Genomic DNA, 25,133 nt, shown 5'->3' on the forward strand with positions numbered 1-25,133 from the left:
TGTAGCTCTGAAATGGTGGTTTTGTCACTTTCCATTTTAACCTACGAGTGCAGCAATATGGAGGGCTATCCTTGGTTTATGTTCATCATAGCTAGCGTGGTGCGATGGTCTAAGTTACTCGGGTTGTCCACCTACATGGTGATCATACGCCCAGTTGCTCGGGTTACTCACCTACATGGTGCTCATACACCCAGTCACTCGGGGTTACTCACCTACATAGTGATCATATGCCCAGTTGCTCGGGTTACTCACCTACATGGTGCTCATCTACCCAGTTACTCGGGCTTGCTCACCTGCATGGTGCTCATACACCAGTCACTCGGCTTACCCACCTACATGGTGCTTATATGCCCAGTTACTCGGGTTACTTACCTACATGGTGCTCATACGCCCAGTTACTCGGGTTACTCACCTACATGGTGCTCATGCTCCCAGTTACTCGGGTTACTCACCTACATGGTGCTCATACGCCCAGTTACTCGGCTTACTCACCTATTTGGTGCAAATCACGACATTTTCACACAGCAGTATTCCATTAATTAATGTACAGGCATATCCCAAAGGAGGCGCCACCCATGAAGCAGCCGGATTGGTTCCAGGCGGAAGCAGCATTACAACAGATTCAAGTCATCGGAAGCGATCGCAATGAGCTGGTACATATCATCGGTGAGGCAGCAGGAATTCACTGCATTGGTGTAGGTACGGATGCGGCTGTTTTTACGTATGATGACTTGCCGCAGTATGCCTTCAAAGTGTACTCGGATCATGCTTTAGATAAATTAAATAATGAAAAACACGTTTACACGCAGCTCCAGGGCCTGCCTTATTTCCCCACGTATTACGGCAGTGGCCGGAACATGCTGGTTATCAGTTACGAACCTGGAGACACCCTGCTGGAATGTTTGGAAAAAGGAATCCCCGTCCCCGAGCAGGTTATGCTCGATGTGGACGCAGCACGAGAAGCCGTGCGTCAGCGTGGCTTGAATCCACGCGACATTCACCTCAAAAACGTCCTGCTCCAGCACGGACGCGGCAAAGTGCTCGACGTATCGGAGTATATTAAGGAGGGCAACGATCACCGCTGGGAGCATCTGGTGTGGGCCTATCACAACATCTATCCACGAATCAAAGGCACACCCATATCCCCTCGAATGTTGCAAACAATCAAATGGACGTATAACCAGCTGGATCAAGCCAATCTCAAAATGGAGGACCTTTCGAAAAAGGCAAACCGGTTGCTCTCCAGATTTTTGAAATAAGCTGGCGGATTGCTGAGGACCACCCAAGGGACCTTGTAAGCTTCGTAATCGTTGTAAGCCTTTGGTTCTTCGCGGTCTCTACGTTCCTTGCGTTCCTTGCGTTCTTCGTGCCTCATACGTGTTGTGTTCTTAATAGAGTTGGCAGGCATTCTACTCGGTCTTCACTTTGTTCTTTTGCCCACTTCTACGTCTATACTTTAATCAACAACTGCTATCCATCATGCCAACCAACCCGGGTTTCGCCTCCTAAAGAGAGCTAGACTCGGGTTTTTCCTTAATCGAGTTTTCCTTGCTCGCCTTTCTTCTGCCCCACCGCTTACGCTTGTTTCATTCCCCGTGCCTGTGACGGGGTCATGCCCTTGTACTGCTTGAACAGCTTGGTAAAATAGTTTGCATTATCGCACCCGACTTGGGCAGCAATTTCGGTAACGGTAAGGCTACTGCCCTGCAGCAGACGCTCGGCTTCACTCATTCTGCATCCGTTCACGTATTCCACGAGGGTACGTCCGGTCAGCTTTTTGAACATTTTGCAGAAATGATACACATTCAGCCCCACTTGGCTTGCTGCCTCACTAACCGTCAATTTCTTCTGGGGATCAGCCTCGATCCGGGCAATTAACTGCTTGAACCGCTCGCGGTTGGGAAAATATGCTCCGCCCGACCTGTCCCGCAGCTGATGCGGCATAAACGTCCGGGCCATCAAAGTAAACAGCGCATGCAGCTTGGATTTCACGACAAGTTGATATGCGGGAGGCTGCGTTGCCATCTCATCTACTGCTTCATTTAATAAAGAATAATAGGCCGCACAGGCCGCATTCTCTGCGGCTGGCTTCACCGGAAACCTCACACTGCCCTCCAGATACGGCGCAACATACTGCTCATGCACAGGGTCATTGGCAAAATCCTGAAACAGCGCACGATTCACCACAATGGAATCATAATGCACCTCTCCTTCATTCAATGCATAACCGACATGGAGAGCTCCCCCCGGAATGATAATGACCTCTCCTGCCTCAGCTTCATAAGGCCGACTGTCAATATGGAACACTGCTCTTCCTTCACGCATGATGATCCATTCAAAATGCTCATGCCAATGCAGGTACAGAATGCATTCCTCGATTTTTTTCCCGGAACAACGATTCTGGAAGAGCTGAAACGGATGGGATTTATGATCAATTCGCGTATCTTCATGAAGCGCTTTCAAGTCCAGCACGACGTTCTTCCCCCTCAACACAAAATCCGACTAATAAAGCACAAAATTGTTTAGAGCCATCCCGTAGCTGCACGGCTATAATGAGTGTGTCACGAAGACTATAAGCCAATATTGGAGTGAAATACAACTATGAATTCATTGATACGCGTTGGAACCCTTGTCGGCGGCCAGGATGCCGTTCGAGTGATTCCGCAAATTATGCAGCACGGTTTTGAATCCTTTAACCTGACGTTCTGGCAAACGACGGGCGACCTTGATCTCGCCGAGACGGCTAAACGTGTGCGCGACATCGTTGACGAACAAGGCATCGTCATCTCCGCTGTCAGTGTGTTCGGTAATCCACTCACCGGGACGGGGGATAATGTCGATACTCTGGCAAGCTGGGAGCGGGTCATTGACCACGCGCAGCTCTTCGGCGCAGATATCGTCTCCGGCTTCACGGGACGTTTGACCAACCAGCCAATTGACGAATCCATCCCTCGTTTCAAGGAAGTATTTGGTGAACTGGCACGGCGGGCGGCAGACCGGGGTGTACGAATTGCTTTTGAAAATTGTGATATGGGTGGAACGTGGCAGACGGGCGACTGGAATATTGCGCATAATCCGACCGCCTGGGAGATGATGTTTAATGCTGTGCCTGATGAAAATGTCGGGCTGGAGTGGGAGCCTTGCCATCAGATGGTGAGCTTGATCGACCCGATTCCGCAGCTCCGCAAATGGGCTCCAAAAGTATTCCACGTACACGGCAAGGATGCAACCATCGCCTGGGATATTGTGAAGCAGCATGGTGTGCATGGTCCGCATGAATTTGTATGGCATCGCACGCCAGGCTTCGGAGACAGCAACTGGGCTGATATTATCACCATTTTGCGCCAGCACGGATATCAGGGCACCATTGATATTGAAGGCTGGCATGATCCGGTTTACCGCGACGAGCTTGAGATGACCGGGCAGGTGCACGCGCTCAACTATTTGAAACACTGCCGCGGCGGCAGCTTTGTCCCAAACCCGGTGTAGAGACATAAACTATTCACCACATGAACATGAACATCTACGCGAGGAGTTGAACACATGACCAACACTTATCGGGTTATCATCGCAGGCTGCGGAGCTATGGCAAACACCTGGGCCGACTACGCTAAAGCACGACCAGATACCGCAATCGTAGGACTCGTTGACCTCTATGAACAAACCGCAGTGACGTTTGCCCAGCGTCATGATCTGGAATGTCCTGCGTTCACCAATATACGTGATGCACTTCAAGCCACAGATGCCAACATCGTCTTTGATGTAACCATTCCTTCCAGCCATCATGATGTAGCCATAACCGCACTTCAAGCGGGCTGTCACGTCTTTGGCGAAAAACCGCTGGCAGAATCGTTCTCGGACTGCGCAGACATTGTGCAAACCGCCCGCAGTACAGGACGCATTCAGGCCGTGATGCAGAACCGCAGATTTGATCCGCGCATTCGCGCCTATCGGCAGCTAATCTCCAGTGGAACGATTGGTCAGCCCGGATATGCAGGGGCGGATTTCTTCCTCGGACCGCACTTTGGCGGCTTCCGTGACCTCATGGAGAGTCCGCTCTTGCTGGATATGGCGATACATACCTTTGACCAGGCACGTTATATCCTTGGCGCGAATCCGGTTTCGGTCTACTGCCATGAATTCAATCCCCCGGGGTCGTGGTATAAAGGAAATGCGATGGCGCTGTGCATTTTCGAGATGTCTGACGGGTCTGTCTTCGATTATCGCGGGTCCTGGTGTGCAGAGGGTGTTCCTACATCCTGGGAAGCAAACTGGCGTGTGACGGGGGAAAAAGGAACCGCCATCTGGGATGGACACGACAACATCTATGCTGAAGTCGTAAACACACCTACGCTGGAGAACGATGGCAAGTTATCCTTCCTCCAGCATAGTGAACGAATGGAAGCCGAGCTGCCAGTGATGGACCAAACCGGACACCACGGCTGTCTGGAGGAAATGTTTACTGCTCTCGAAGAAGGACGTCTGCCTGAGACGGATTGCAGCGACAACCAGTACAGCATGGCTATGGTTCTCGCGTCCCTCGAAAGCGCACGTACCGGAAAAAAGGTGCTGATCGCTGATCTGTTGAAGATTTGAATATTGTTATTTCAAAGATTCAATTAAAAGTCTAAAACAACAATAAAATTCACTTATCAGCAAGTGCTGATAAGTGAATTTTTTTCTCTTATTGAATATTTGATTAATACTTTACATCTACTGGATATTCAATAATAATAGGTTTTTTCGTACCATCTAAATAGGTATATCCAGCATTAACAGCTACTCTTTCCTGAAATACTGAGCCAACATACTCATCATAATAATCGTATTTTACTACTACAATGTTATACTGATCATAATTTATAGCTGCGTAGTAATTTCTTGTGTTAAATGCAGAGCTCTCAGGTGGACCAGAATAAACTTCTGTAGTTCCCCAGCTTTTAGATATGGTACCACTAACTTCGCCTGTTAAACTCTGATTAACGACATATTTAATCCCTACATCCGCCTTTGCAGTAATTTTAACCGTTCCACTTACGGACGATTGTGATGTCTTGGATGATGTTTTTCCCTTAGGGACACTTATTAAGAGTGTTTGTTGCTCCATAGGACCTACAGAATATCCAGTAATAACCGATTTGCTAACTACGTAAGCAGACTTCACATAAACTCGACGATCACCTGCCTGCGGTGTAACTTCACTATTATTTTTTCTAGCAAGTTTAGGATCAACAAATTCATATGTAGCATTAGGATTGCCAACTGTTTCATACTTTTTTGCACCTTCTAAATCTTGACTAACAATGAAATCTGTAGCGGGAGTAGTTAAATCAATAATTGGAATAGGATTTAAATGGATTTCACCATCTATCCCACTTTCTGCTGTAGCCATTGGAGCAAGGATTGATAAAGCTGTAGATAAAGACAATAATACTGATGTTATTTTCTTCAAAATTCCAACCTTCCTTCTGAATTATTAAGTACAATATACTATATACGACATTTTATTCCTTTTTCCTTCTTTATTTTTACAATAAGAAGAATAATATGTATAATAATTTTATAACTACTAAGGAGTGATACATATGTTTAAAGATACAAAGTTAATTATTCCTTCAATAATTATTGGGGTTTCATTGATTTTATCCAGCTTAATAAACGGCTATTTTGAGTCTAAACAAAAATTTGACAATCCTCAAACAATGCAAACACAAGAAAACTCAACTCTTCTAACCAAGGAAGAAGCTGCTAAATATTTACAGATTTCTATTTCAGAATTAGATGATATCATCAACAAAGACATTGATCGAAAACAAAACATGGCAATTTTTGATACATATCAGTTCATTCCGTATGCTAATTTAAATGGAAAACTTATTTTTACTAAAACAAATTTAGATAAATGGATTGATTACAACACAGGAAAAAAAGAATAGGCACATTCTAATGCTACCTATAGGCTTTCTATATTAATAAAACCCAAACTGCCGTAATTCTCTGCAGTTGGGTTTTATGTTTTATGTTTTGACGGATTGTAATATGAAGTGCGACACCTGCTGGAAATAAATAAAAAATGGCCCATGGCCGGATTCGTGTAGAATGAAAGTTCTCACACAACCATTCACACAAGGAGAATCCACCATGAGCTACACACATCTTAGCATAGTCGAACGCAGCAAGCTAGAAATCCTCCACAAGCAGGGAAAAAGTACCCGAGCAATTGCCAAAGAACTCGGCAGACATCATGCCACGATTGGCCGGGAACTCCGCCGAAAAGCAGCAGAATCCCCCTACGGCGCGGAGAACGCTCAAGAGGACTATGTCCAGCGTCGTAAGGCCTCTGTTTCCGCAGGGAAGTGGAATCCAGAACTGGCGAATCGCATCGAAGAAAAGCTTCGGGCGACCTGGTCTCCGGAACAGATCGTAGAGCGTTTGCGTCAGGAAGGTCAAGCGATGGTAGGTTTTAAAACCGTCTATCGTTGGCTGTATACAGGCCGCTTGGTGAAAGGCGTGCTTGCCGTCCTCAGACACAAAGGGAAGCGTCGGAAACCGGTAGAAACACGCGGGCGGTTTGCTGTGGGCAAGCCGATCTCGCAGCGTCCGAAAGAGGTTCGCAACCGGGAAACCTTTGGCCACTGGGAACTGGATACGGTGGTCTCGGGCCGTGGGAAAAGCAAGGGCTGTGTAGCGACGTTCATCGAACGGAAAACCCGCTTGTACACAGCGATTCGCATGCCGGATCGTACGGCATTGTCCATGGAGATTGCCTTTGGGGTAGCGGCTTCGCAGTACCCTGTCCGTGCATTTCAAACCGCTACCGCAGACCGTGGCAAGGAATTCGCCTGTTACACCAGCCTGGAAGCCGTTCATGGCGTGCAGGTGTATTTTGCAGATCCCTATTCCTCCTGGCAACACGGCTCGAATGAAAATGCCAATGGACTCCTGCGAGAGTTCTTCCCCAAAGGGACGGATTTTGCCCAGATCACGGATGAAGCTCTGGAAAGCGCTCTGGACTTGATCAATAACAGACCACGTAAATGTCTGAGTTGGAGAACCGCTCACGAATCCTTTTCAGAGGAACTGTCGCACTTGGCTTGACAATCCGTCTTTTATATTAATTTATTGTTGGAATCACAACTTTTAAAATTCCTTTCTTCATCGCCTGATACACCAGCTGTGCAAACAAGCTGTTCGACCACGCAAACCAAGGTCGTGTAAACATGTCAGGATCATCAGCGTGGAAGCCTTCATGCATGTAACCTGTGCCCGCATCCGTCTTCTCCAGCAGCTCAATCATCGCCAGCATCTCCGCATCATTGTCTGCTGTTAACCCTTGCATGGACAGCGCCATGTGCCAGATGTACCCCGGAGGTGTGTGTGGACTACCGATGCCTTTGGCAGCTGTACCTTCATAGTAATACGGATTTTCTTTACTCAAAATAAACCGCCGTGTGTTCTGATACACCTCATCCTGCGCAGAAACATATCCAATATACGGGACCGACATCAGGCCCGGTGTGCCCGCATCATCCATAAGACAGACATTGCCATAACCGTCCGTTTCATAGGCATAGATGAGTCCATGCAACGGATGACGATATGTGCCGTATAAAGCGATGCCGTGCCGGATTTCTTCCTCCAGCTTCGCCATACGGCTCACCAGCTGTTCGTCCCGGAACACCCATCTCGCCATCTCCCCCATCTGGCTGAGTGTAACTGCGGCAAACATATTCGACGGGATGTTATAGTGAAAATCACAGGCATCATCACTTGGGCGAAAGCCGGACCAGATCATGCCCGTATAGTTTACTGGCATCCCAAGCCCTTCATTGCGCAGTGTATCGTGAGCCGGACAGTTACGCCGCATGAAACGATACGGAGATTGCTCTGTATGTCGCTGCTCCATTTCCCACAGCTGCACAATCTGTTTCATGACCCTTTTAAAACGTTCATCAAAAATATCCGTAAGCTCCGTCTCACGCCAATATGTATATGCGAGCTTCATGGAAAAACATAGGGAATCCAGCTCGAACTTCCGCTCCCACACCCAAGGCGACATATCTGTCTCATCATTGGCATCCCAGTGCCAGCCATTAGCTGTTTCATTAAATGCGTTCGCATACACATCCACATCTGCATAAAAAGTATGTCGTTTAATCAACCCTCCGATAATACGCTGCAGCTGCGTGTCTTGCTTCGCAAGCGGCACATAATGCATGACCTGCTCTACTGAATCGCGCAGCCACATGGCCGGGATATCTCCCGTAATGACAAACGTTGTGCCATCCTCTAACAGCTTGGTGGTTGTCTCCAATGTGTTCGGAAAACAATTGCGAAACTGTGCCAGCAGTCTTGGCCTGTGCTGTAATTGCTCATCCGCTTCAGCTAAGATATCACAGACAGCTTGAGGCAGTTCAAGCTCAGGCATCGGGATTTTCGGTAATCTGAATTGTTCCATGGAAGCTCCTCTCCGTTTCTGTGCAAACCGGATAATCAACCTGTTTCGATTTTAAAAAAACAATATTGTTATTTTTGTTATTATAATTTATAATAACGTTATTATCTGTAAGTGTACTTGTTCTATGTATGTACGTCAATTCACATTTCTTTCAGCTGTTCGAAAAAACAAGTCATTATATGCCCTATAAAAGGAGTAACACTATGTCTCGAAAAGTATCTATCCAAACGCTGGCTGACCAGCTTGGACTGTCCAAATACGCCGTATCCCGCGCACTTAGCGGCAAAACGGGTGTTAGTGAATCGACACGTGCACGTGTGCTCGAGCTTGCCCGCGCGCTTGGTTATCGTCAAAATATACCTGGTTCGGCAAGTCATTCCGCAGGCCCGAATCCGGCTAATGCTGCTGAGCCCCCATTCGTTCTCATCTGTATGAATCAGCTTAACCGGGGCGAGCCGCACTATTGGCAGCGTGTCCTTTCAGGCATCATCTCAGGCTGTAACGAGCAAGGCTGGCATCACGTGATTGTGTCCCCTTCGCTGGACATGCCCGGCAAAGACATCACACCTGAAAAAGCGATCGCACCTCATCTCGACTGGACACGCTGTGCCGGAATTATCGTTATGGGTGCTTTCCCGCATACCGTGCTGCAAACGCTGGTACAGACCGGGCGTCCAATGATTCTGGTCGATCATCAGGAGCCCCTGCTGAACTGTGATACGATCAGTCATGATAATCTGGAAGCAGGCATTACAGCAGCCAGATATCTCATGTCGAAGCAGTGCAGACGCATCGGCTTGATTACCGATGACGGACGTGCCGCCAGTTTCGCGCAGCGCAAGATCGGGATTGCGCTGGCTTTGAATCATTTTCATACCGAAGCAAAGGAAGAAGTCCGCTTTCAAGCCTGGAATGTTGCCTATGAAAACGGGAGATGGCTAGACAAGCTTGCCGCTGTTATCGAGCGACTCCCCGTCGAAGAGCGCCCTGATGCGTGGATTGGCGCCAATGACGACATTGCTCTGCAATGGATGCACAGACTGCAACAGATGGGCATCTCCGTACCTGGGCATTGTCTCGTGATCGGGATTGATAATGTGTACACAGCAGCCACCTCCTCTCCCCCTCTGACAACAGTACATCTGTGCAAAGAGGAGCTTGGACAACGTGCCGTCGAAGCCTTGCAACGTCGCATCGAGCGGCCTGGCACTCCGAAGGAAACCGTCATGTTATCGACCACACTGATCCCAAGGGAATCGGCGTAGGTGCAGATCGGATAAAGATCAGGACGATAAGCATACATCTCGAACACATCGTATTAGCATCACCTGAGATTAAGGACTTTCTTTCATATACTGTGCCTGCGTCTATCCATTCCCACATTAGAAAGAGCCCCGCAATCCAATATGCAGGGCTCTTCGCATATTTAGTCCTTGTCATTCACCAAATGATTCGCCAAGCCGTCCGAACCAATAAGAACAGCGTACTGGCCGTTATGGAATGGTCACACACTGCTTCATTATTTATCCCAAGGCATGGTCGGATAATTCGCCAGTTTTATACTCCAATCTACATCACGAAAATCCCGATGGACAATCGTTCGTTTTAATGTCAATTTTGTGCCACTGTCCTTATTAAAGCCATGAACAATGAATTTAAGGTCTTTGACAACGTACTCTTCTTTGTTATTCGGCGCTTCTCGAATGCCCATTACTTCAACGGCGTATTCTCTGCCTTCAGGGTCTGTTGCAACCCACTGGTCACCATAAAATTCATTCTGGAAGACACCTTCTCCTTCTAGAACAAGAGAGGCTTTTTCCTTTGATCCACCCTGTGTCTGGTGATTGGATGACTGCACATTCTGATAACCGAGTCCATATAGATCAATTTGATCACCAAGATGTTTAAAGGAGGCAAAGGTATAGAAGTTAACGTCCTCCTTGCTCTTATCCAAGTCCACATCCAACGTCTGTTCTTCTTTAACTGGCATCGTATAACCGTCCAGTACAAAGCGCATATTCTCGGCATTAAGTGTCACGATCGACGGGTCCCATGTCTCCGACATCTTAAGTGGTCCTCCCGCACTCACTTGACTCCAATCCCGATAACGGAATTTGGCATAGCGTGCATTGGGTCTGCTGCCGTTGAAAATCCGGTACTCATTCGTTCCCGGAATCTCGATATGATACAAAATGTCCATACTCTTTTCCCAATCCTTTCCTGCTTTGGCGCGAAGCTGATCGTTCAGATTCACTTCCAGATCAACCCGGGTTCCGTTTGGTGTCTGCACCAATTGCTTCATATCCAGTTCCAGCCCTTCCGGTGTTGTATACGGCGTATTCATCAGCGTTTCTACGGACATGGCTTTGGCTTTGGTCATATCCAGTTTGAACTGGAAGCTCCAGTCTACGGAGACCTTTTTGTCCGTATAGGTTTTGGTATTCACATCATAGCCATAGCCATTACCTACATTTAAATGTCCGAATTCTCCACGCACAATCACCTCATCCGGAATGTCCCGGTGCAATTGGAACACCAGCTTATCTAGAGAGCCACTATCTGGCCTAGTATCATGTGCAAGCGTTGCAACGTCTTTGCCGTTTATATCCATAATATGAATGTCATCTACTCTGGAATTCAATGCATATATTCCCAAGCCGTCAGGTGCAGTTTGCTGCAGCATGAGTATAATTTGGGAACCGTCTACAAGCACATTCTCGATTTTCAGTTTGTATCCCTGATCATCAATATTAATATTAGGGTTCAATACAAGTCCAAGCGGCTGAAGGCGTTTGTAGTCATCCGCCAGATTGGCATATCTCAGAATCTCAGGCACAGGAATATCTGGCAAGGGGGGAATGTTCACTGCGTTGACAGGAGACTGAGCTGGCTCTTCCGTTGTTCGATCCCAAGCAGCCCAAGCCCCTCCTGCAATAAGCACTGCAGCCGCGGCGGCGATCCCTGTTTGATAAATCCATTTGCTCTGCGGTGCTTTGGCCGCTTCCCATGGCACCTTTGCATGAGGTTCTTCCATAGACACATAATCCAGCTTTTGCATCACTTTCCATGTGAAATCCACATCGGGTTCCTCGCGAAACAACTCCTCTTCCCACTTGCGATCTTGCTTCTCCTGCTCACTTGAAATAGGCTTCATAGGTTGATATCCCTCCTTTACGTTCCATCTGCTTCCTTAACGTTTTCTTTCCACGATACAGCGCATTACGTACTTGCGCTTCACTCATATCTGTAATTGCCGCCATCTCTTCATAGGTCAGCTCATTGGTATATTTCAGGAGCAATACCAGACGGTACGTTTGCGGCAGCTGTGCAAGCTGACGATGGATTTCGCGCTGCATCTCCTTATGCAGCAATCGTTTCTCCGGCGTTTCTTCACTGACAGGTTCGATCTCATGATCGGCAGACATTACAGGTTTCTTTTTTCGCATATGATCCCTCATAATATTCACCGCAATCGTATACACCCAAGCCGCGAAGCTGCTTCCCTCTCTCCTGGTCGGCAGATAGCGATAGATTCGAATAAATGTATCTTGCGCGAGATCCTGGGCATCCGGGTGACTTGCGCCCATTCCGCGCATAATGCCGTAGACTTTATTTTTATATCGATCCACGAGCACACTGAATAGCTGTTTGTCCCCATCTATAATGCGCTGAATCAGTTCCTCCTCGGGTACCAGATGTGTCATGTAATCCTCCTTCTCTACAGCATCCATGCATGGTTCTGTACTATATAGACGGAAGCCGTCTCCGAAACTTCTCACTTGATCTAAAAAAAGAATCCACCCTCTCCAGCCATCGCTGAACGGGTGAACTCACATAATCACAGAACGGTCGAACTCACATATACAATGCTATTTCCAGTCACTACAGAGAACCCTCTCATTGTCCGCCGTTCTTCTCCGCCACAAAATCCGCAAGCTCGGCATAAATATCCACAATTTCCTCCATTGACATACGTACAAGTCCGCTGGAGGAAGGTGCAACAAACTCCTGAATTTCCTTCACGATCGGGTCATCCTGGAAGCCCCATTGCACTTTAGTTCGTTTGCTGTACTGGGTGTACACGCCCTTACCTACAAAACAAGCGATATCCGGTCGGTACGTCTCCAGCTTTTTTCGCAAAATTTGGCGCCCTTCTGCATACTCTTCCTTCGTAATATCCTCAATCCCTTTGGTTGGACGAGCCACAATGTTGGTAAAACCGTACCCCAGCTTTAGTAATTCTCCATCCTCCGTTGCATCATATAGACGTGGCGTTAGCCCCGAACGCTCCAGAATACGCCAGAAGCGATTGCCTTTATACGCATAATGGTGGCCTGTCTCTCCTGAGGTAATGCTTGGATTAAAGCCAATAAACAGAATAGATAAACCTTTATCCAGATGATCCGGGATCATGATGCAGCACCTCCTGAACTTTTTTGACCAAATTCTCTTGCTGTTGTGTATAAAATGATATAATGGGTGAAGTGTTTTTCGCAAAGATCTGAAATTTTCATGAAAAAGGAAGTTGAACCGATGATTGCAGACATCATGTTAGAAGTCGTCCTGCCCGTCTTTCTCCTGATCGCTGTCGGGTCCTGGATGCAAAAGGTGTTCAAGCTGGACTTGTACACTCTCGCCAAAATCAATTTCTATTGTATTACCCCCGCAGCCGTCTTTATGAGCATGTATCACTCCAATATGTCAGGCGAGCTGTTAGGTACAGTCACTCTATTTTACGCAATCTATGTACTCATTCTCTATATTATAGGCTCTGTCGTTACCCGCTCATTCCGTATGAACAAAGGCATGAAGGCCGCTTTTAATAATAGCATTATGCTGGATAACGCAGGAAACTATGGTCTGCCGATCAATGCACTGGTATTTCGGGGTGACCCGCTGGCCTCCTCCATTCAGGCATTGGTCATGTCCCTGCAGTCTTTACTTACCTTCACCTACGGGGTATTGTCTATCCAGGGGGCGAAGCTCAAAGGAAACTATCGCGCGGTAATTATCGGCTTTCTGAAAATGCCTGTACCGTATGCGCTGCTGCTCGGCATTTTGTTTCAAGCCTGGAAGCTGCCCTTGCCTACGTTTCTGTCCATGCCGCTTACCTATGCACAGCAAAGTATGGTCGCTGTCGCTCTGCTGACACTTGGAGCGCAGATTGTGAAATATCCCATCCGCTTATACCGTCTTGATGTGTATATTAGCACATTACTGCGTCTGCTGGTTGGTCCGGCGATCGGAATCAGCATCGTGCTGCTGCTTGGCCTACAAGGCGTAGCGGCTCAGGCGCTCATTATCGCCTCCGGCATGCCTACCGGGGTCAACTCCTCGATTCTTGCAGAGGAATATGATAACGAGCCTGATTTTGCAGCACAGACTGTACTGATCTCGACTTTGCTTAACATTATAACTATTACGGCTCTGATCTCATATGCCAAAACGTTCTGAAAACATAAGCCCGCATTCCTAATTAGGATTTTGTGGGCTTTTCTCATTCGGCTTCATTCTTCTCGGGTACAGGCATAAAGTCTTACGGCAAGCTCTTATATAACCCGACCATAGAACTGTTTCGCGCGTCAAAAGCCTATTATCCGTTGCGAAAATACGTTTCGCACCTTAAAATAATTGGGTAATCCTTCATGGAAGTTTGTTTATTTGTTATGCAATGAAAAATATTATGCTTGCTACTTCGATGACAGAATAGTCCTGCGAAACCTATATCGCAATTTATCTACATATCTTCATTATCATTTCCACGAGGTGAATGTTGTGACAAGAATTGTTGTACCACCTGAGAAGCTTCAGGAAATTTCTAACCAATTTGCCCAGGCTTCGGAACAAAGCCGAAACATGATTAGCAACCTGAGCAGACAAATTAGTTCATTACAAAGTCAATGGTCCGGCATCACGCAGGAGCGTTTCTTTCAGAACTTTCAGGTGGCACACCGGCAAATGGCGAACTTCTCCACTTCGGTATCTTCCATTGGTGTAGAACTGAATACGATTGCCTCGCGTTTCGCCAAGGCAGACCAGTCTCAAGGCCAAGGAGTGCAAACGAATGGAGGTCAATCTTCCTCTAACAAAGCGGTTAAAGACACGCTATCAGATTTGTATGATCAAGGAAGCAAGTCTTGGGATAAGATCAGCGGGATTCATGGGAACGTAGGAATGATTGGCACGGGTATATATTCTGCTTTGGCTACGTCTATGGTGCTTTCCAAAACGGTTCATTTCAAGGTAGATCCCCGCAACTCCTCCCGTACCAAAATTCATAATGCTCCGTGGGTGAAGGGTAAGGGTGATTCCTTTCTAAGTAACATGGCACGTAAACTAGATAAGCAATTCCGCAACCCTGGTCTGGTCATGAGGGGACTGAAGGGTTTTGATAAACTGGCAGGCAAATTAAAGGTTGGCGATATCGGACTTGGATTCAACAAAGCCAACAGCTTTGCTCAATGGACCCGGAATGTTATTGCTGGCGTGAATAAAGGTCAATATGGCATGAAGACTTCCCAAATTCCTAAAATGATCAGCAAAAAACTGTTTCCAATAAACGTTGGACTGAATGTGTGGGATGAAGGGGTCAAAACGGTTTCCAAATATAAGGACGGTACCTTAACCAAAACGGATCTTGCCGTCTCCGCATCAAATGTTGTAATTAAGTCTGCTTCTGCTGGAGCCGGGGCAATTGTTGGCGGAACCCTGTTATCCTTCGCAGGACCTGCTGGAACAGCCGTTGGGGCATATGTAGGTGGAGCTATTGGTAGTTACGCAGGACAGCATATCGCTTCAGCGGCTGAAAAAGGAATCAGGTGGGTAAGTAAACTCTTCAAATAGTATCAGGGGGTATCCATTTGCAGTACGTTACATACCAACGCAAGTTTGCTATACGTCACACACTCATTTGTGCTCTATTTATCATTGCTGGATTTGTCTTGATTGGTGACGTGATCTTTGGTGAGAACAGTCCTCTATTCATTTTTTATTTTAGCAGCGCTGCCTTCTTAAGCTTTTGGTTTGTTGGACGTCTGTTCGTATGGAACATCAGGAGGGTCTTTGGCTCCAATGTATTGTTTGGCTTCGACGAATCTGGCTTGATAACCAAATCTGGTGAGCATCTGCCCTGGAAGGAGATTCAAACCATTCAATTGGCTGCACCGGGAATAAACAAATGGATTCAACCTACTCCGTCCCACTATGACTTGAAAATGTATGATGGACAGCACCATAAACTTTATACGTACAGTCTACTGAAACATCAGGAGAACGACATTCTTAAACTACTCCGTAAAACCTGGAATGAACGTAAGTCTCCGTCTAAAAACCAATGAAATAATACACGTGTATGTTCTAATCTGTTGTCTGTTGTACCGACCCAATCATCGAATTGAAAGAAGAGGATTACACTGATGACCAAAACTCTAGTTACCTTATCCATTGAAGAATTCGGATTTGCACTTGCTACCATTGGCGCAGAAGACATTGCCGCAGGCCTTCTAAAACCAATGTATGGTGAGTTATCTGAACAACACTGGGAGCTTATTCTGAGAGCGGCCTCTCACAGCCTGTTATCTAAAGGGCTCATCGCACGTATGGAAGACATGGAGGTTGAGATTGAGCCAGAGTTTCTGAAGATGTTAATGCATTTTGCCCAAAGCCGCAGCATGCTTCGTGCCTATTCGGACAGCCATGGACAAGAAAAGGTATTAACCATTCACCAAGGTACAGATAACAACGATCCATACTTGTATCACTTGGCCGTGGATCACCATGTGCACCTGTTCACCTGGACAGAACCGAAGGAATGGGAGGAAGAGTTGTTCCAGTTTTACACAGGACAACAGGGGGCATTCATTGATCAGACAACTCAATTTACAATAACGGAAAAACAATGGAATGTGCTTACAGACGAGAATAACCACACTTCATTAGAGACCTTCTTGAGTGATTGGGAAATTCCCTCAGAATCACAAGAGTTACTATCACGTTGGCATGAGTCCTTCGAAATTTCTGGTCGTCAAGTAGACAACCTAAGTATTATCCGTTATACCAGCGACCAAGCAGAAGTACCTTTGCCAGATCAAACACTGCTCATGCTTCGTACCGATCAAGGCTTCTGGAGCATTTCCAGTGATAACGCTAACAGCGAAAATGCCAGCATCGAGATTACTCAGCATTCCGCAGCATCCCTTCGTAAACAATTGCGGGCTTGGATTGATCGCTTCGCAACCCCTGTCTCTAACCCTTAAACATATATCTAACACGAGGAAGTCCGAGTGCAATGATTCAATGCTGCGCTTGGACTTCTTCTATGTTTTCTATGCAATGAAAGATATCCCCAAACGCGAATACAAAGACGAATTGTTGGATGATGGACGGTACAACGAAGAGATTGATGGAACCAACAAGGTGTTCCCTTTGCTTTTTGAAGGCTTGGAATTAAGCGATGATCACTCGGCTTTAGTTGGAGCAAGGCTGGCAGGCCTGCAAAAGTACGGGATTATAACCACAAATGCTAATGACATGTTCAACCCTAAACAAAACATTACCAGAGCCGAGGCTGCTACCATCCTCCACAGGCTTTATCTCGTTTTGGAAGCAGATGGCGAATTAAAAAGATATTCGAGCAAATAAGTATACAAAATACTCTGTACCCTGATGACATGTTTTGGGTACAGAGTATTTTAATGAACGAGCGTATTTGTATAGACTACGTCTCCACTGTGGTTCGTTCCGGAAACTTGCCGCCTTCTCTGAATAAACATCGCACCAGCCACTGAGCCGCACGATTAAAAAAGAAACTTGGACTAACTCCGTCCACCTGAACAGGCTCCAATTCCTTTACACTTTCCTTGATCTTGTTCATCTCAATAAGGCCCATCTTCCGCTCATCCGGTCCGAATCGATAAATAACCTTTTCCTCGTCTTCCGTCTGTTTTACCAGCAAAATCATTGACGCCATACAGGTTACCCCCTATCGTTACTTTGTGAGATTCCAATGCTTCCCTTTATAATTATTACCCACAATACCAGGATTGGATATAGGCCTTTGGTTCATTAGCCTAATCCAAACATCCCAACTTTCTCATGAAGGGATGGGGCCCTTTAGGCCCCATTTTCATCATGGCGGCTGTAATCCCACCCTCTGCTCTCGTTCAACAACAGCAGCCGACAGATGTTTATAATTGTTATTAATTCGTTGATATAAGAAGTCAATCTAATGATTTTGTTGAATTTTTTCCCAAATCTACAAGCCAGGGAAACCGTTCCTTATGCGTATATACTTCTCTGGCGTTCACAATGGAAGGAATCACATCCTCCCCCTTATAAAATACTCTGCCCGCTACCTTCTCAATAGGTACATGATAGGAAATACGCAAGGCTCGCATCAGTACAGGCTCCAGCAGCATGACGTAATAATTGATCTGCTTCATCTCCGCGTAGTGCACGATTGCCGACAATAAATCTGCAACATATCGCCCCCGATAGGTGGACAAAATAGCCAGTTTATCAATCTCTGCAACGCTGCCCACGTCCTCCTTAATCAAGGGATGCTCCCGAAATGGACCAATTTCGTTAATGAGACTTTCAGGGGTATACGGTTTGATCTCAATCGAGCCGACATAATGACCTTCCTCTGTAATCACCACGTATCTTTCCAGAAACTTCTCTGAAAACTCAAGTTCAAATCCCTTTTCGGTCCAGACTGTTGTCCAGATTCCATTAAACATCGCATACTCCAATTCATTTTCCACACTTTTAAACATTCGCTTCGCTTCCTTTCCAAGTCGGTTATATTGAAATCCCGCCAATGTGTGGGTGCATACAAAAGCTGAGATTTAGAAGAAAATACCGACTTTAACTGCAATAAACAAGGAAAAAAAGCGATAATAAAAGCGTTTATTTGTTTGTTTATTTGATTGTTTTAAAGCACACAGCAAAAAAGAGGATATCGCATGAATGAATCATCATCCATAAGATATCCCCGTTCAGGCCTCCCTATATTTATAAAGATACGCACCCAATCGTATTTCTACGTTCATTCCCCCAGTCATCCTGCACCCATAACATGGCTTACAACCGGGGATCGACACGTTCCGATTCAAGGGAAAGTGCAGCGAGTACACATTCATGAATCCGCTCGATGGATTCACCACGTACAAAACGTTCGACTCCTTCCATGCCAAGAGCACTTTCAAGCAGTGCATGTCTCTCCTTTTTGGACGTTTTGCGTTTGCGAAGTCGAGATATATGCTCAGGAGCCAAATAATCCATGCCGTAGATAATATGCAAATATGCACGACCTCTAACTTTCAGAGCAGGCTGTATCATTCTGCCACCGTTCCAGCTGCGGAACGTCTCAGGTTTGATCACAATGCCCTCATGCCCCTCAGCTGTAATGTCCTCCCACCAGCGAATAATCTCTTCATCATCTGCTTCATCCGCAATGACACGGTATTCTGTTTCTATGATGAGCGCACACATTTGAGCCAGCTCACGGTTCTGTTCCATATGCCACTCATGTGTCTTCTCCCAGAACGTTGCTGTGCTATGTGCCAGTGTGTGGAAGGGAGCAATGCTAATGTCACCAATATCGTTCACATCCCAGCAGTAATATTCAAACACATCCCGGAATGTCCGGGCATTCGCCAGCTTAACCTCCGTTTCCTGCAACCAGTCTGCAACATTGCGGCCTGCGTTCGCTGCCTCACGTATTTTGTCCTTCACAACGCTGCGATCCATTAGTGCAGCTTCAGCGACATGGGCATATTGAGAGGCAATAAGCTCCCGTGCTTTCAGGTTCCAGGGTACAATCTCAGCATCCAGCAAAACAAACTCTGTCTGATGTCTGTCAAAATACCCGCCTGCCGTCAAATCTGCATGTAATCTGGCGAGCACCTCTTGTTCCGTTGCGGGATCAAAAAATGCCCGGCCTGTACGAGTCACGATGCTGCCCAGCAGCGGGCGGCCCACACGCTGAATCGCAGCCTGCTCGTCGCGGAACAGGAGGAGCACAGCCCGGCTGCCCATATGTTTTTTCTCCGCAACCATCCGGGTCACGCCCTGTGAACGATAATAGCGGAATGCATCCTGCGGATGCTCCATGTACCCTTCTACAGAACATTCACCTGGCGGCGGGCTCATCGTTGGCGGGATATAGACCAGTTCCTCCAGGGGCACCGTATAATGTGAAAATGTATCCAGCGCTGTCTGCGCGAGCTCTCCCTGTACAGTTACGTTCAGCCGTGATTCCGTCTGAACGGTAAATCCATCCTTGAATTTGCGAATGTTTGGCGGTGCGAAGCGCTGCTGCTCCCAGCGTTTCAATGGACTGTCTGCATCCTTGGCATAATCCTGCTTCGCCGTTACGCTAACCGATTCACGTTCAGGCATTCTCCAAGCCGTCAGCATACCGCCAAATACAACACCCTGATCTATATTGACTGTATCATTCACGATCATAGGATATGGCCTTGGATCATGGCCCCAGACGATGCATTCACCAGAGTTGTGATCTACGTACCAATCCTTACGCACCGGCCGCCCCTTCTCATCCGTACCTTCTACATCCCCATACCGGCAGTAATCCTGAATACGCCTGGACTGCTTCCCGATAAAATGATCCCGAATCCCGGCATGAGCGACGACAACCTGTCTTACGCCATTCCGTGTAAACACCAGATGCGACGGCGCTTCCAGCAGAAAATGCTTTAATGACTCCCTTGCTTGCTTGGCTGCAGCGCTGCCTTGTACTTGTTCAAGCTGAAGCAATTCAGCCTCGACTCGTTCATCGCCATGACTTAATGTGACGTCACGCCCGTCCAGATAACGCGCAATCTTCCAGCCGTGATTGCTGTCAACCATATAAGCCAGACCAGCGGCACAATGCTGCTGCCAGAAAAGCAAACACTTCAAGGATTCCGGCCCGCGACTGCTTACATCTCCGACAGAAACGAGCCTTCGACCCTCGGGATGGCGAAACATGCCATTTCCTTGCTCATCCACGTACCCCAGACGATGGATGAGCTCCATCATCTCATCATAACAGCCGTGGATATCACCAATAATATCAATGCCTGTGCCCATATCGATCATTAACGGATTTGCTGTACGGACAAAGGATACCGGGTAGGGGTGCTTCAGAATGTAGCTTGCATCAAAGCCTTCATCACGAATGGAACGAAGCGTACGTCTGAACTGCTGCACCTGCTGTTTTACCCGCTGACGTCCTCTCGGATGTTTACGCTTATCGTCGCGCTCAAGCAGCACCTGTTCCGGCACATTCAATACAACCGCAATGACTGGCACATGGGCCTTGCGTGCGAGTTGAATCAACCGCTCCCGATCCTCTGGATACAGATGTGTTGCATCCACCCAGGTGAGCTTGTTCAGGCGACAGCGAGTTGCAATTATGGCTTCCATCGCTTCAAATGCTTTCGCTGATACCTGCTGATACTCCGCATATATCACATCCGCTTCACTGCGGGCACGATGCTTCCATTCTATATATTCGTCGTCACCTACCAGCATGCGAAACTGATCGGATGAGACAATCTCTGTTGAGCGTATGACCTCTTCAGCTACGAGCCTTTCCAGCATAGTGCTTTTGCCGCTGTTGGACGGACCGACCAGCACAACAATGCCTGCATAAGGCAGATGAATCTCCCGATGTCTGCCCTGGTCACTGTTCTGCTGCCTTTCCACTGTCCTGCTCTCTGAATGCTGCTTCCTTTGTTCTGATGTGGCGTTTGAATGCACGTCATTGTTTGCACCCGTTTGTTCGTCTCGTCTCATGCTTGCTCCTCCTTTCTTCGTGAGAATTTTACGAGCTGTGTCGGTTGACCGAAGCCTTCCTTATGCTCACCTATTCCACTGATCTCATAAGCATAATCGCCCTTCTCCGCCCACTGTGCACAGCGCATGCTGAACTGCTCACGTGTCCATTCAAAGCGGTGATCCTGGTGGCGCAGCTGCTTCTGCTCCATCTCATATACTTCGTTATATTCCTTGTTTGGCGTAGTAACCAGCAGCACCTCAGGTCGATATTCCTTCAGGATTGTATCCATAATGCGGTCCAGACGATATTCCTCAACGTGCTCAATCACTTCGCACAGAATCATGACATCCATACGCTGCATCTGCTCATCAAAATAAAACAGGGAACCGAGCATCGCCTCTGGCACAGCCTTGACTCCGGCCCGATCCTGCAGCCTGGAAAACCGTTCCTTGGCCCGCAGACGTGATTGGCCTGAAGGCTCAACCGCAGCAATCATTTCTACGCCTGGAATGTAAGCAAGTCGTGCAGAAAGCTTGCCTTCCCCAGCCCCCATATCAACAATGCGGCGTTTGTTCGGTAGGGAGGCTACAATATACGTAATGGCTCGGTAACGGAGCTCATTTAACCGTACAGGCGCTTTGTCGGATGAAAGAGCTTCTGTATCTGTGTCTGTGTCTGTGTCTGTGTCTGTGTCTGTATCTGTTTCTTCTTTCGTCTCTGCCGCCCTGTCTTCACCTGCACCATCATGCCCAAGCATTTCAGATTCCGAATTTAATGGTCTCTCCCTGTTCCCATTCGTCATTCCCGCCTGTGCAGTTCCTGCGTCTTCAACAGTCGACGTCCCATGCTTACGCTCATATGTGCGAATCAATTCGGCAAAATGAAGTGTGCGTCTAACGATAAGCTCCTTGAGCGGATGCATGTCTAACCAACCTTCGCCATAACGCATAATTTTATCAATCTCATCCTCACTGATGAAATAATGCTTGTAATTATCCAGTACCGGAATCAGCAGAAACAGCTGACGCAGAGCCTGTTGTATCGTTTGTTTACCACGCAGTGTGATGTGACGAACCGTGCTTCTGTTTTTCAGGTCAAAAGAATACGCCGACTCTCCACGCTCCATCGTAACGTCATACCCCAGAGCCGAGAACAGCTCCTCCACCACACGGTCGGGCAGATCAGAAGCTACCGGGCCAAATGTCAACTCCAGTTCAAACACATGCTCCACCCACTGCGTATAGTCTTCCTTCGGCTTGCCATTCAAAGCGGTTCCCAGAGCCGAACGGATGTAGGAGCAAAACAGGCTGCTGGTCACAAATTCCCGGTCATTAATATACTGCGTAATGTCGTATCCATCCGGCGTACCTCTGACCAGATCAACCGGGTCGGGCTCGGCGTGAATCAATACCTCTGTCTCTTGCTCCCCAGCCTTGGTGTATACCATGCGTACACGTACACCCTTGTCTGTTCGGTCATACAAGTTATTCGGATTTTTGGCGAGCAGATGGGATACTTGGCCTGCGCCCTCCCCGCTCGCTTTTATGATCAGATGCATGTCTACCAAACCTCCTGTATAGCCTTGCGAAAAATGAAATTCAATGCTTCAACTTCTACCGAATCCTGACCTGACATTTCCACAGCAAGCTCTTCTACATGTGCAATCTGAGCTGTCACATATGCTTGAATGGCTGGAAGCTGCGGTTCCAGGTCCATCTCATCTCCGGCCTTTTTCCTTCTTAACAGCTCATGAATCTCAGCATGCAGAGATGTGTCCGCCGGGATCAGAGCCTGTACCAGCTCCTCAAACGCCATCGGAGGCATACTCTCATACCGTTCAATCCAGCCGCAAGCCAGCAAAGGACGGAGCACATAAAAGTATTTCTTGATCTTCACCTGTTCGCCCTGCAAGTAATCCCGATAATTTCCCTTGGCCATGTTCAGATAATGATACATACACGACTTCGGTGAGAATGTCAGCGGAGACAACGCCCGAATCTGTTCTGCCACGTTATATCGCTCATCATATTGAATCGGAGACTGCAACCACTCCAGCAGCGGCGGGTTGGACTTGCGGAACAGCTTCAGCGCCTTGCGTAAATCCCATCCGTTGATATCCAGCTGGTCACTGATTGGTCGTTCAATGACATCCCGCTGATCTTCAATCGACAGGTACCATTCAAGGGGCCTGACATATATAAAACGCACATCGTAGTCACTATCCTGTGAAGGAAATCCCCACGCCCGGCTGCCTGACTCACAAGCGTATACAATGCGAACCTGCTCCTCCTGTTCAATCTGCGTGAGCTGTTTCGCAATGATTTCTCTCATCTTTTGATCAACACCCGTCATGCCTGCTCTCCTCCTTCTCTTTCCCATATCCCAAACTCTCTATTTTATAACGGCATTTCCCGTACTCGCTTCGCAATGGTCTCATATCCAGTTACGGTCTCCGCAATATAGGTCAACACGGTTTCACTCCAGCCGTAGATATAAAAGGTCTGACCATCCCGCGGCGGAACCAAGGCTTGCCGGTAAGGGCTAATATCTACAATAAATGCCTGGAGATCCGGATTCATCAGGCGTCGATAACGTTCAAGCTCTGCGTAGTATGGACTTCCTTCATTCTGCTGCTCATCTGTAATCATAATGATGCGGTCTACCCTTTCTTCAGCCTCACGCAGCTCTCGTACAGGTCGCCCGGTGTCGGTTCCGCCTTTCGCCTGAATCCGGTACGCCTGAGCCAGGATGCCCTCATCCAGCTTGGGATGGGCATCCTCAACCTGATGATCAAATAACCAGAACAGCGATTTGCCCTTGGTTTGTTTGTAAAGCGCCAGCGCGAGCACCGAACCGATACGTAAATAGTCTCCCTGCATGGAGCCCGAGCGATCGAGGAAAATGGCTGTTCTGCCCGGAAGCGGCGGCAGATTGTGAATCGACAGCTCCACTGCCTGCTGCAAGGCTTCCCGCAGTCCTGCACGCTGTACCATCTCGTAAGCTTTGACAAAGCGAAAAGGTAAAATACGCGATTGACGCAGTGCTTCAATATCGGTTAAACGCTGTGTGACGTAATCGACATTTTTCTTTTTTTCAAAAACACCCGCACGATCCATGGCATTCAAATGGCGCAGCAGCGCAAACATTGGCATCTGGAGCATCAACGCTTCCCATACAGAACGTGTCGGCTGAAGGATAGAAGTCACAACGGAATACGGCAGCTTGCCTTTCTCAATCTGATGCAGCTGACTGGCCGGGTTACGTGTCTTTTTCAGCTTGTGCAGTGCCTGTAGTTGAGGCAGTTTTGTCAGGTCCGTCTCATGTCCGCGCAGATAACGGAACAAGGCTTGTCGCTTCTCGTCCTTTGGTTTGGGATGTGCGGTGGCGACCATATCACCCAGACTGTACCCGCGCCCCCGTCCATTATACTTGATCACCCAGTATTCACTGATTTCATTCAGAAAATGACTGACCTGCCGCTTCACTGCACGCCCTCCCTGCCCGCGCCCGCTTCCTCTCAGAATCGTCAGAAAGTCCGCCAGATCGGCAGGTGTCTTCACCACAAGCGAGAACACCTGCGCGAACGGCTCTGCAGCGATCTTGGACAATACCGCCAAGCCATACAGCGGCTGCAAACGCATGAATCCTTCGTTCCGGGCATACACCAGCGCCCGCGCCATAAAATCTGTATCCAGCTCTGCCATCTCCTGATGACTGCTTGCCGCTTCCTGCATCAGCAGCTGTTCATCGGCATAAAAAGTATTATTCATCGTGTTTGTCATCAGCATCTGAATGTATTGTTCCTCGATCAGCCGCGCATAGGCATCATATCCGTCATGATTGGATACGGCTCGCTTTTTAGAATCAAATAATGATTTTGCTCTGCTCACC

Annotated in this window: 23 protein-coding genes; 11 read left to right on the top strand and 12 right to left on the bottom strand. The window is 47.6% G+C overall.

Translation table 11 applies throughout. From position 1 onward, the window contains the following. The first annotated feature begins 575 nt into the window (after positions 1-575). Positions 576-1,259, top strand: coding sequence for a serine/threonine protein kinase (locus HNR77_RS22295; RefSeq protein ID WP_184189343.1), 684 nt, complete (start codon positions 576-578; stop codon positions 1,257-1,259). Between the two features lie 316 nt (positions 1,260-1,575). Here the strand turns inward: HNR77_RS22295 and HNR77_RS22300 are convergent, their stop codons facing one another. After that, the gene (locus HNR77_RS22300) at positions 1,576-2,472 is read right to left on the bottom strand and encodes a helix-turn-helix transcriptional regulator (RefSeq protein WP_184189345.1); all 897 of its coding nucleotides are present in this window, start codon (positions 2,470-2,472) and stop codon (positions 1,576-1,578) included. Positions 2,473-2,601: 129 nt separating this feature from the next. On the opposite strand from HNR77_RS22300, the gene HNR77_RS22305 reads away from it, so the two are divergent. Further along, positions 2,602-3,489 (top strand): sugar phosphate isomerase/epimerase family protein, encoded by an 888-nt coding sequence (locus tag HNR77_RS22305; protein ID WP_184189348.1) that lies wholly within the window; start codon positions 2,602-2,604, stop codon positions 3,487-3,489. 54 nt (positions 3,490-3,543) lie between these two features. Next, the gene (locus HNR77_RS22310; protein WP_184189351.1) at positions 3,544-4,596 is read left to right on the top strand and encodes a Gfo/Idh/MocA family protein; all 1,053 of its coding nucleotides are present in this window, start codon (positions 3,544-3,546) and stop codon (positions 4,594-4,596) included. A 103-nt stretch (positions 4,597-4,699) separates the two neighbouring features. Here the strand turns inward: HNR77_RS22310 and HNR77_RS22315 are convergent, their stop codons facing one another. Next, a complete protein-coding gene (locus HNR77_RS22315) occupies positions 4,700-5,452 on the bottom strand; it encodes a hypothetical protein (protein WP_184189354.1) in 753 nt (250 codons plus the stop codon). A 133-nt stretch (positions 5,453-5,585) separates the two neighbouring features. Between HNR77_RS22315 and HNR77_RS22320 the strand changes: the two genes are divergently transcribed. Together HNR77_RS22320 and HNR77_RS22325 are read left to right on the top strand one after the other, a co-directional pair. Continuing rightward, complete coding sequence (locus tag HNR77_RS22320) at positions 5,586-5,936, top strand: MerR family transcriptional regulator (RefSeq protein ID WP_184189357.1); 351 nt, start codon at positions 5,586-5,588, stop codon at positions 5,934-5,936. Positions 5,937-6,141: 205 nt separating this feature from the next. After that, positions 6,142-7,098 (top strand): IS30 family transposase, encoded by a 957-nt coding sequence (locus HNR77_RS22325; RefSeq protein WP_184189360.1) that lies wholly within the window; start codon positions 6,142-6,144, stop codon positions 7,096-7,098. Positions 7,099-7,114: 16 nt separating this feature from the next. Here the strand turns inward: HNR77_RS22325 and HNR77_RS22330 are convergent, their stop codons facing one another. Beyond that, complete coding sequence (locus HNR77_RS22330; RefSeq protein WP_184189362.1) at positions 7,115-8,458, bottom strand: glycoside hydrolase family 125 protein; 1,344 nt, start codon at positions 8,456-8,458, stop codon at positions 7,115-7,117. 203 nt (positions 8,459-8,661) lie between these two features. Here HNR77_RS22330 and HNR77_RS22335 point away from each other — a divergent pair, with 203 nt between their 5' ends. Continuing rightward, positions 8,662-9,723: a LacI family DNA-binding transcriptional regulator gene (locus tag HNR77_RS22335; protein ID WP_184189364.1), complete on the top strand. Its 1,062-nt coding sequence runs from the start codon at positions 8,662-8,664 to the stop codon at positions 9,721-9,723. Positions 9,724-9,977: 254 nt separating this feature from the next. On the opposite strand, the gene HNR77_RS22340 is transcribed toward HNR77_RS22335, so the two are convergent. The 3 genes from HNR77_RS22340 to HNR77_RS22350 form a co-directional block, all read right to left on the bottom strand. Next, positions 9,978-11,612 (bottom strand): hypothetical protein, encoded by a 1,635-nt coding sequence (locus HNR77_RS22340; RefSeq protein WP_184189366.1) that lies wholly within the window; start codon positions 11,610-11,612, stop codon positions 9,978-9,980. Then, positions 11,593-12,189 carry an RNA polymerase sigma factor gene (locus HNR77_RS22345; RefSeq protein ID WP_260410773.1) on the bottom strand — a complete coding sequence of 199 codons (597 nt, stop codon included), beginning with the start codon at positions 12,187-12,189 and terminating at the stop codon, positions 11,593-11,595. Before HNR77_RS22345 ends, HNR77_RS22340 begins: the two co-directional genes overlap by 20 nt. Positions 12,190-12,355: 166 nt before the next feature. Continuing rightward, complete coding sequence (locus HNR77_RS22350) at positions 12,356-12,871, bottom strand: mismatch-specific DNA-glycosylase (RefSeq protein ID WP_184189368.1); 516 nt, start codon at positions 12,869-12,871, stop codon at positions 12,356-12,358. Between the two features lie 120 nt (positions 12,872-12,991). Here HNR77_RS22350 and HNR77_RS22355 point away from each other — a divergent pair, with 120 nt between their 5' ends. The 5 genes from HNR77_RS22355 (at position 12,992) to HNR77_RS22375 (ending at position 17,098) form a co-directional block, all read left to right on the top strand. Next, entirely contained in the window at positions 12,992-13,912 is a 921-nt protein-coding gene (locus HNR77_RS22355; RefSeq protein ID WP_111271606.1) for an AEC family transporter, read from the top strand. A gap of 321 nt (positions 13,913-14,233) precedes the next feature. Beyond that, positions 14,234-15,301 (top strand): WXG100 family type VII secretion target, encoded by a 1,068-nt coding sequence (locus HNR77_RS22360; RefSeq protein WP_184189370.1) that lies wholly within the window; start codon positions 14,234-14,236, stop codon positions 15,299-15,301. Positions 15,302-15,318: 17 nt separating this feature from the next. Beyond that, entirely contained in the window at positions 15,319-15,795 is a 477-nt protein-coding gene (locus HNR77_RS22365) for a DUF5381 family protein (protein ID WP_184189372.1), read from the top strand. Between the two features lie 78 nt (positions 15,796-15,873). Beyond that, a complete protein-coding gene (locus tag HNR77_RS22370) occupies positions 15,874-16,713 on the top strand; it encodes a hypothetical protein (RefSeq protein WP_184189374.1) in 840 nt (279 codons plus the stop codon). A 40-nt stretch (positions 16,714-16,753) separates the two neighbouring features. Then, positions 16,754-17,098 carry an S-layer homology domain-containing protein gene (locus HNR77_RS22375; RefSeq protein WP_184189377.1) on the top strand — a complete coding sequence of 115 codons (345 nt, stop codon included), beginning with the start codon at positions 16,754-16,756 and terminating at the stop codon, positions 17,096-17,098. Between the two features lie 76 nt (positions 17,099-17,174). On the opposite strand, the gene HNR77_RS22380 is transcribed toward HNR77_RS22375, so the two are convergent. From HNR77_RS22380 to HNR77_RS22405, 6 genes are all read right to left on the bottom strand, one after another. Then, a complete protein-coding gene (locus HNR77_RS22380) occupies positions 17,175-17,426 on the bottom strand; it encodes an RNA-binding protein (RefSeq protein ID WP_184189380.1) in 252 nt (83 codons plus the stop codon). 250 nt (positions 17,427-17,676) lie between these two features. Then, complete coding sequence (locus HNR77_RS22385; protein ID WP_184189383.1) at positions 17,677-18,231, bottom strand: GNAT family N-acetyltransferase; 555 nt, start codon at positions 18,229-18,231, stop codon at positions 17,677-17,679. 307 nt (positions 18,232-18,538) lie between these two features. Next, positions 18,539-21,259 carry a polynucleotide kinase-phosphatase gene (locus HNR77_RS22390; protein WP_184189386.1) on the bottom strand — a complete coding sequence of 907 codons (2,721 nt, stop codon included), beginning with the start codon at positions 21,257-21,259 and terminating at the stop codon, positions 18,539-18,541. Beyond that, positions 21,256-22,800 carry a methyltransferase domain-containing protein gene (locus tag HNR77_RS22395; RefSeq protein WP_184189388.1) on the bottom strand — a complete coding sequence of 515 codons (1,545 nt, stop codon included), beginning with the start codon at positions 22,798-22,800 and terminating at the stop codon, positions 21,256-21,258. Before HNR77_RS22395 ends, HNR77_RS22390 begins: the two co-directional genes overlap by 4 nt. A gap of 2 nt (positions 22,801-22,802) precedes the next feature. Beyond that, positions 22,803-23,594, bottom strand: coding sequence for a nucleotidyltransferase domain-containing protein (locus HNR77_RS22400; protein WP_184189390.1), 792 nt, complete (start codon positions 23,592-23,594; stop codon positions 22,803-22,805). Positions 23,595-23,638: 44 nt separating this feature from the next. Beyond that, complete coding sequence (locus HNR77_RS22405) at positions 23,639-25,132, bottom strand: TROVE domain-containing protein (protein WP_184189392.1); 1,494 nt, start codon at positions 25,130-25,132, stop codon at positions 23,639-23,641. Between the last annotated feature and the right edge of the window lies 1 nt (position 25,133).

It is taken from the genome of Paenibacillus sp. JGP012, from assembly GCF_014203995.1.
GTDB lineage: Bacteria > Bacillota > Bacilli > Paenibacillales > Paenibacillaceae > Paenibacillus > Paenibacillus silvae.

What these genes read in the sequence shown, in the direction of transcription:
- HNR77_RS22295 (WP_184189343.1), top strand. Translation starts at nt 576, where the DNA reads ATGAAGCAGCCGGATTGGTTCCAGGCGGAAGCAGCATTACAACAGATT.
- HNR77_RS22305 (WP_184189348.1), top strand. Translation starts at nt 2,602, where the DNA reads ATGAATTCATTGATACGCGTTGGAACCCTTGTCGGCGGCCAGGATGCC.
- HNR77_RS22310 (WP_184189351.1), top strand. Translation starts at nt 3,544, where the DNA reads ATGACCAACACTTATCGGGTTATCATCGCAGGCTGCGGAGCTATGGCA.
- HNR77_RS22320 (WP_184189357.1), top strand. Translation starts at nt 5,586, where the DNA reads ATGTTTAAAGATACAAAGTTAATTATTCCTTCAATAATTATTGGGGTT.
- HNR77_RS22325 (WP_184189360.1), top strand. Translation starts at nt 6,142, where the DNA reads ATGAGCTACACACATCTTAGCATAGTCGAACGCAGCAAGCTAGAAATC.
- HNR77_RS22330 (WP_184189362.1), bottom strand. Translation starts at nt 8,458, where the DNA reads ATGGAACAATTCAGATTACCGAAAATCCCGATGCCTGAGCTTGAACTG.
- HNR77_RS22335 (WP_184189364.1), top strand. Translation starts at nt 8,662, where the DNA reads ATGTCTCGAAAAGTATCTATCCAAACGCTGGCTGACCAGCTTGGACTG.
- HNR77_RS22340 (WP_184189366.1), bottom strand. Translation starts at nt 11,612, where the DNA reads ATGAAGCCTATTTCAAGTGAGCAGGAGAAGCAAGATCGCAAGTGGGAA.
- HNR77_RS22345 (WP_260410773.1), bottom strand. Translation starts at nt 12,189, where the DNA reads ATGGATGCTGTAGAGAAGGAGGATTACATGACACATCTGGTACCCGAG.
- HNR77_RS22350 (WP_184189368.1), bottom strand. Translation starts at nt 12,871, where the DNA reads ATGATCCCGGATCATCTGGATAAAGGTTTATCTATTCTGTTTATTGGC.
- HNR77_RS22355 (WP_111271606.1), top strand. Translation starts at nt 12,992, where the DNA reads ATGATTGCAGACATCATGTTAGAAGTCGTCCTGCCCGTCTTTCTCCTG.
- HNR77_RS22370 (WP_184189374.1), top strand. Translation starts at nt 15,874, where the DNA reads ATGACCAAAACTCTAGTTACCTTATCCATTGAAGAATTCGGATTTGCA.
- HNR77_RS22375 (WP_184189377.1), top strand. Translation starts at nt 16,754, where the DNA reads ATGCTGCGCTTGGACTTCTTCTATGTTTTCTATGCAATGAAAGATATC.
- HNR77_RS22380 (WP_184189380.1), bottom strand. Translation starts at nt 17,426, where the DNA reads ATGGCGTCAATGATTTTGCTGGTAAAACAGACGGAAGACGAGGAAAAG.
- HNR77_RS22385 (WP_184189383.1), bottom strand. Translation starts at nt 18,231, where the DNA reads ATGTTTAAAAGTGTGGAAAATGAATTGGAGTATGCGATGTTTAATGGA.
- HNR77_RS22390 (WP_184189386.1), bottom strand. Translation starts at nt 21,259, where the DNA reads ATGAGACGAGACGAACAAACGGGTGCAAACAATGACGTGCATTCAAAC.
- HNR77_RS22395 (WP_184189388.1), bottom strand. Translation starts at nt 22,800, where the DNA reads ATGCATCTGATCATAAAAGCGAGCGGGGAGGGCGCAGGCCAAGTATCC.
- HNR77_RS22400 (WP_184189390.1), bottom strand. Translation starts at nt 23,594, where the DNA reads ATGACGGGTGTTGATCAAAAGATGAGAGAAATCATTGCGAAACAGCTC.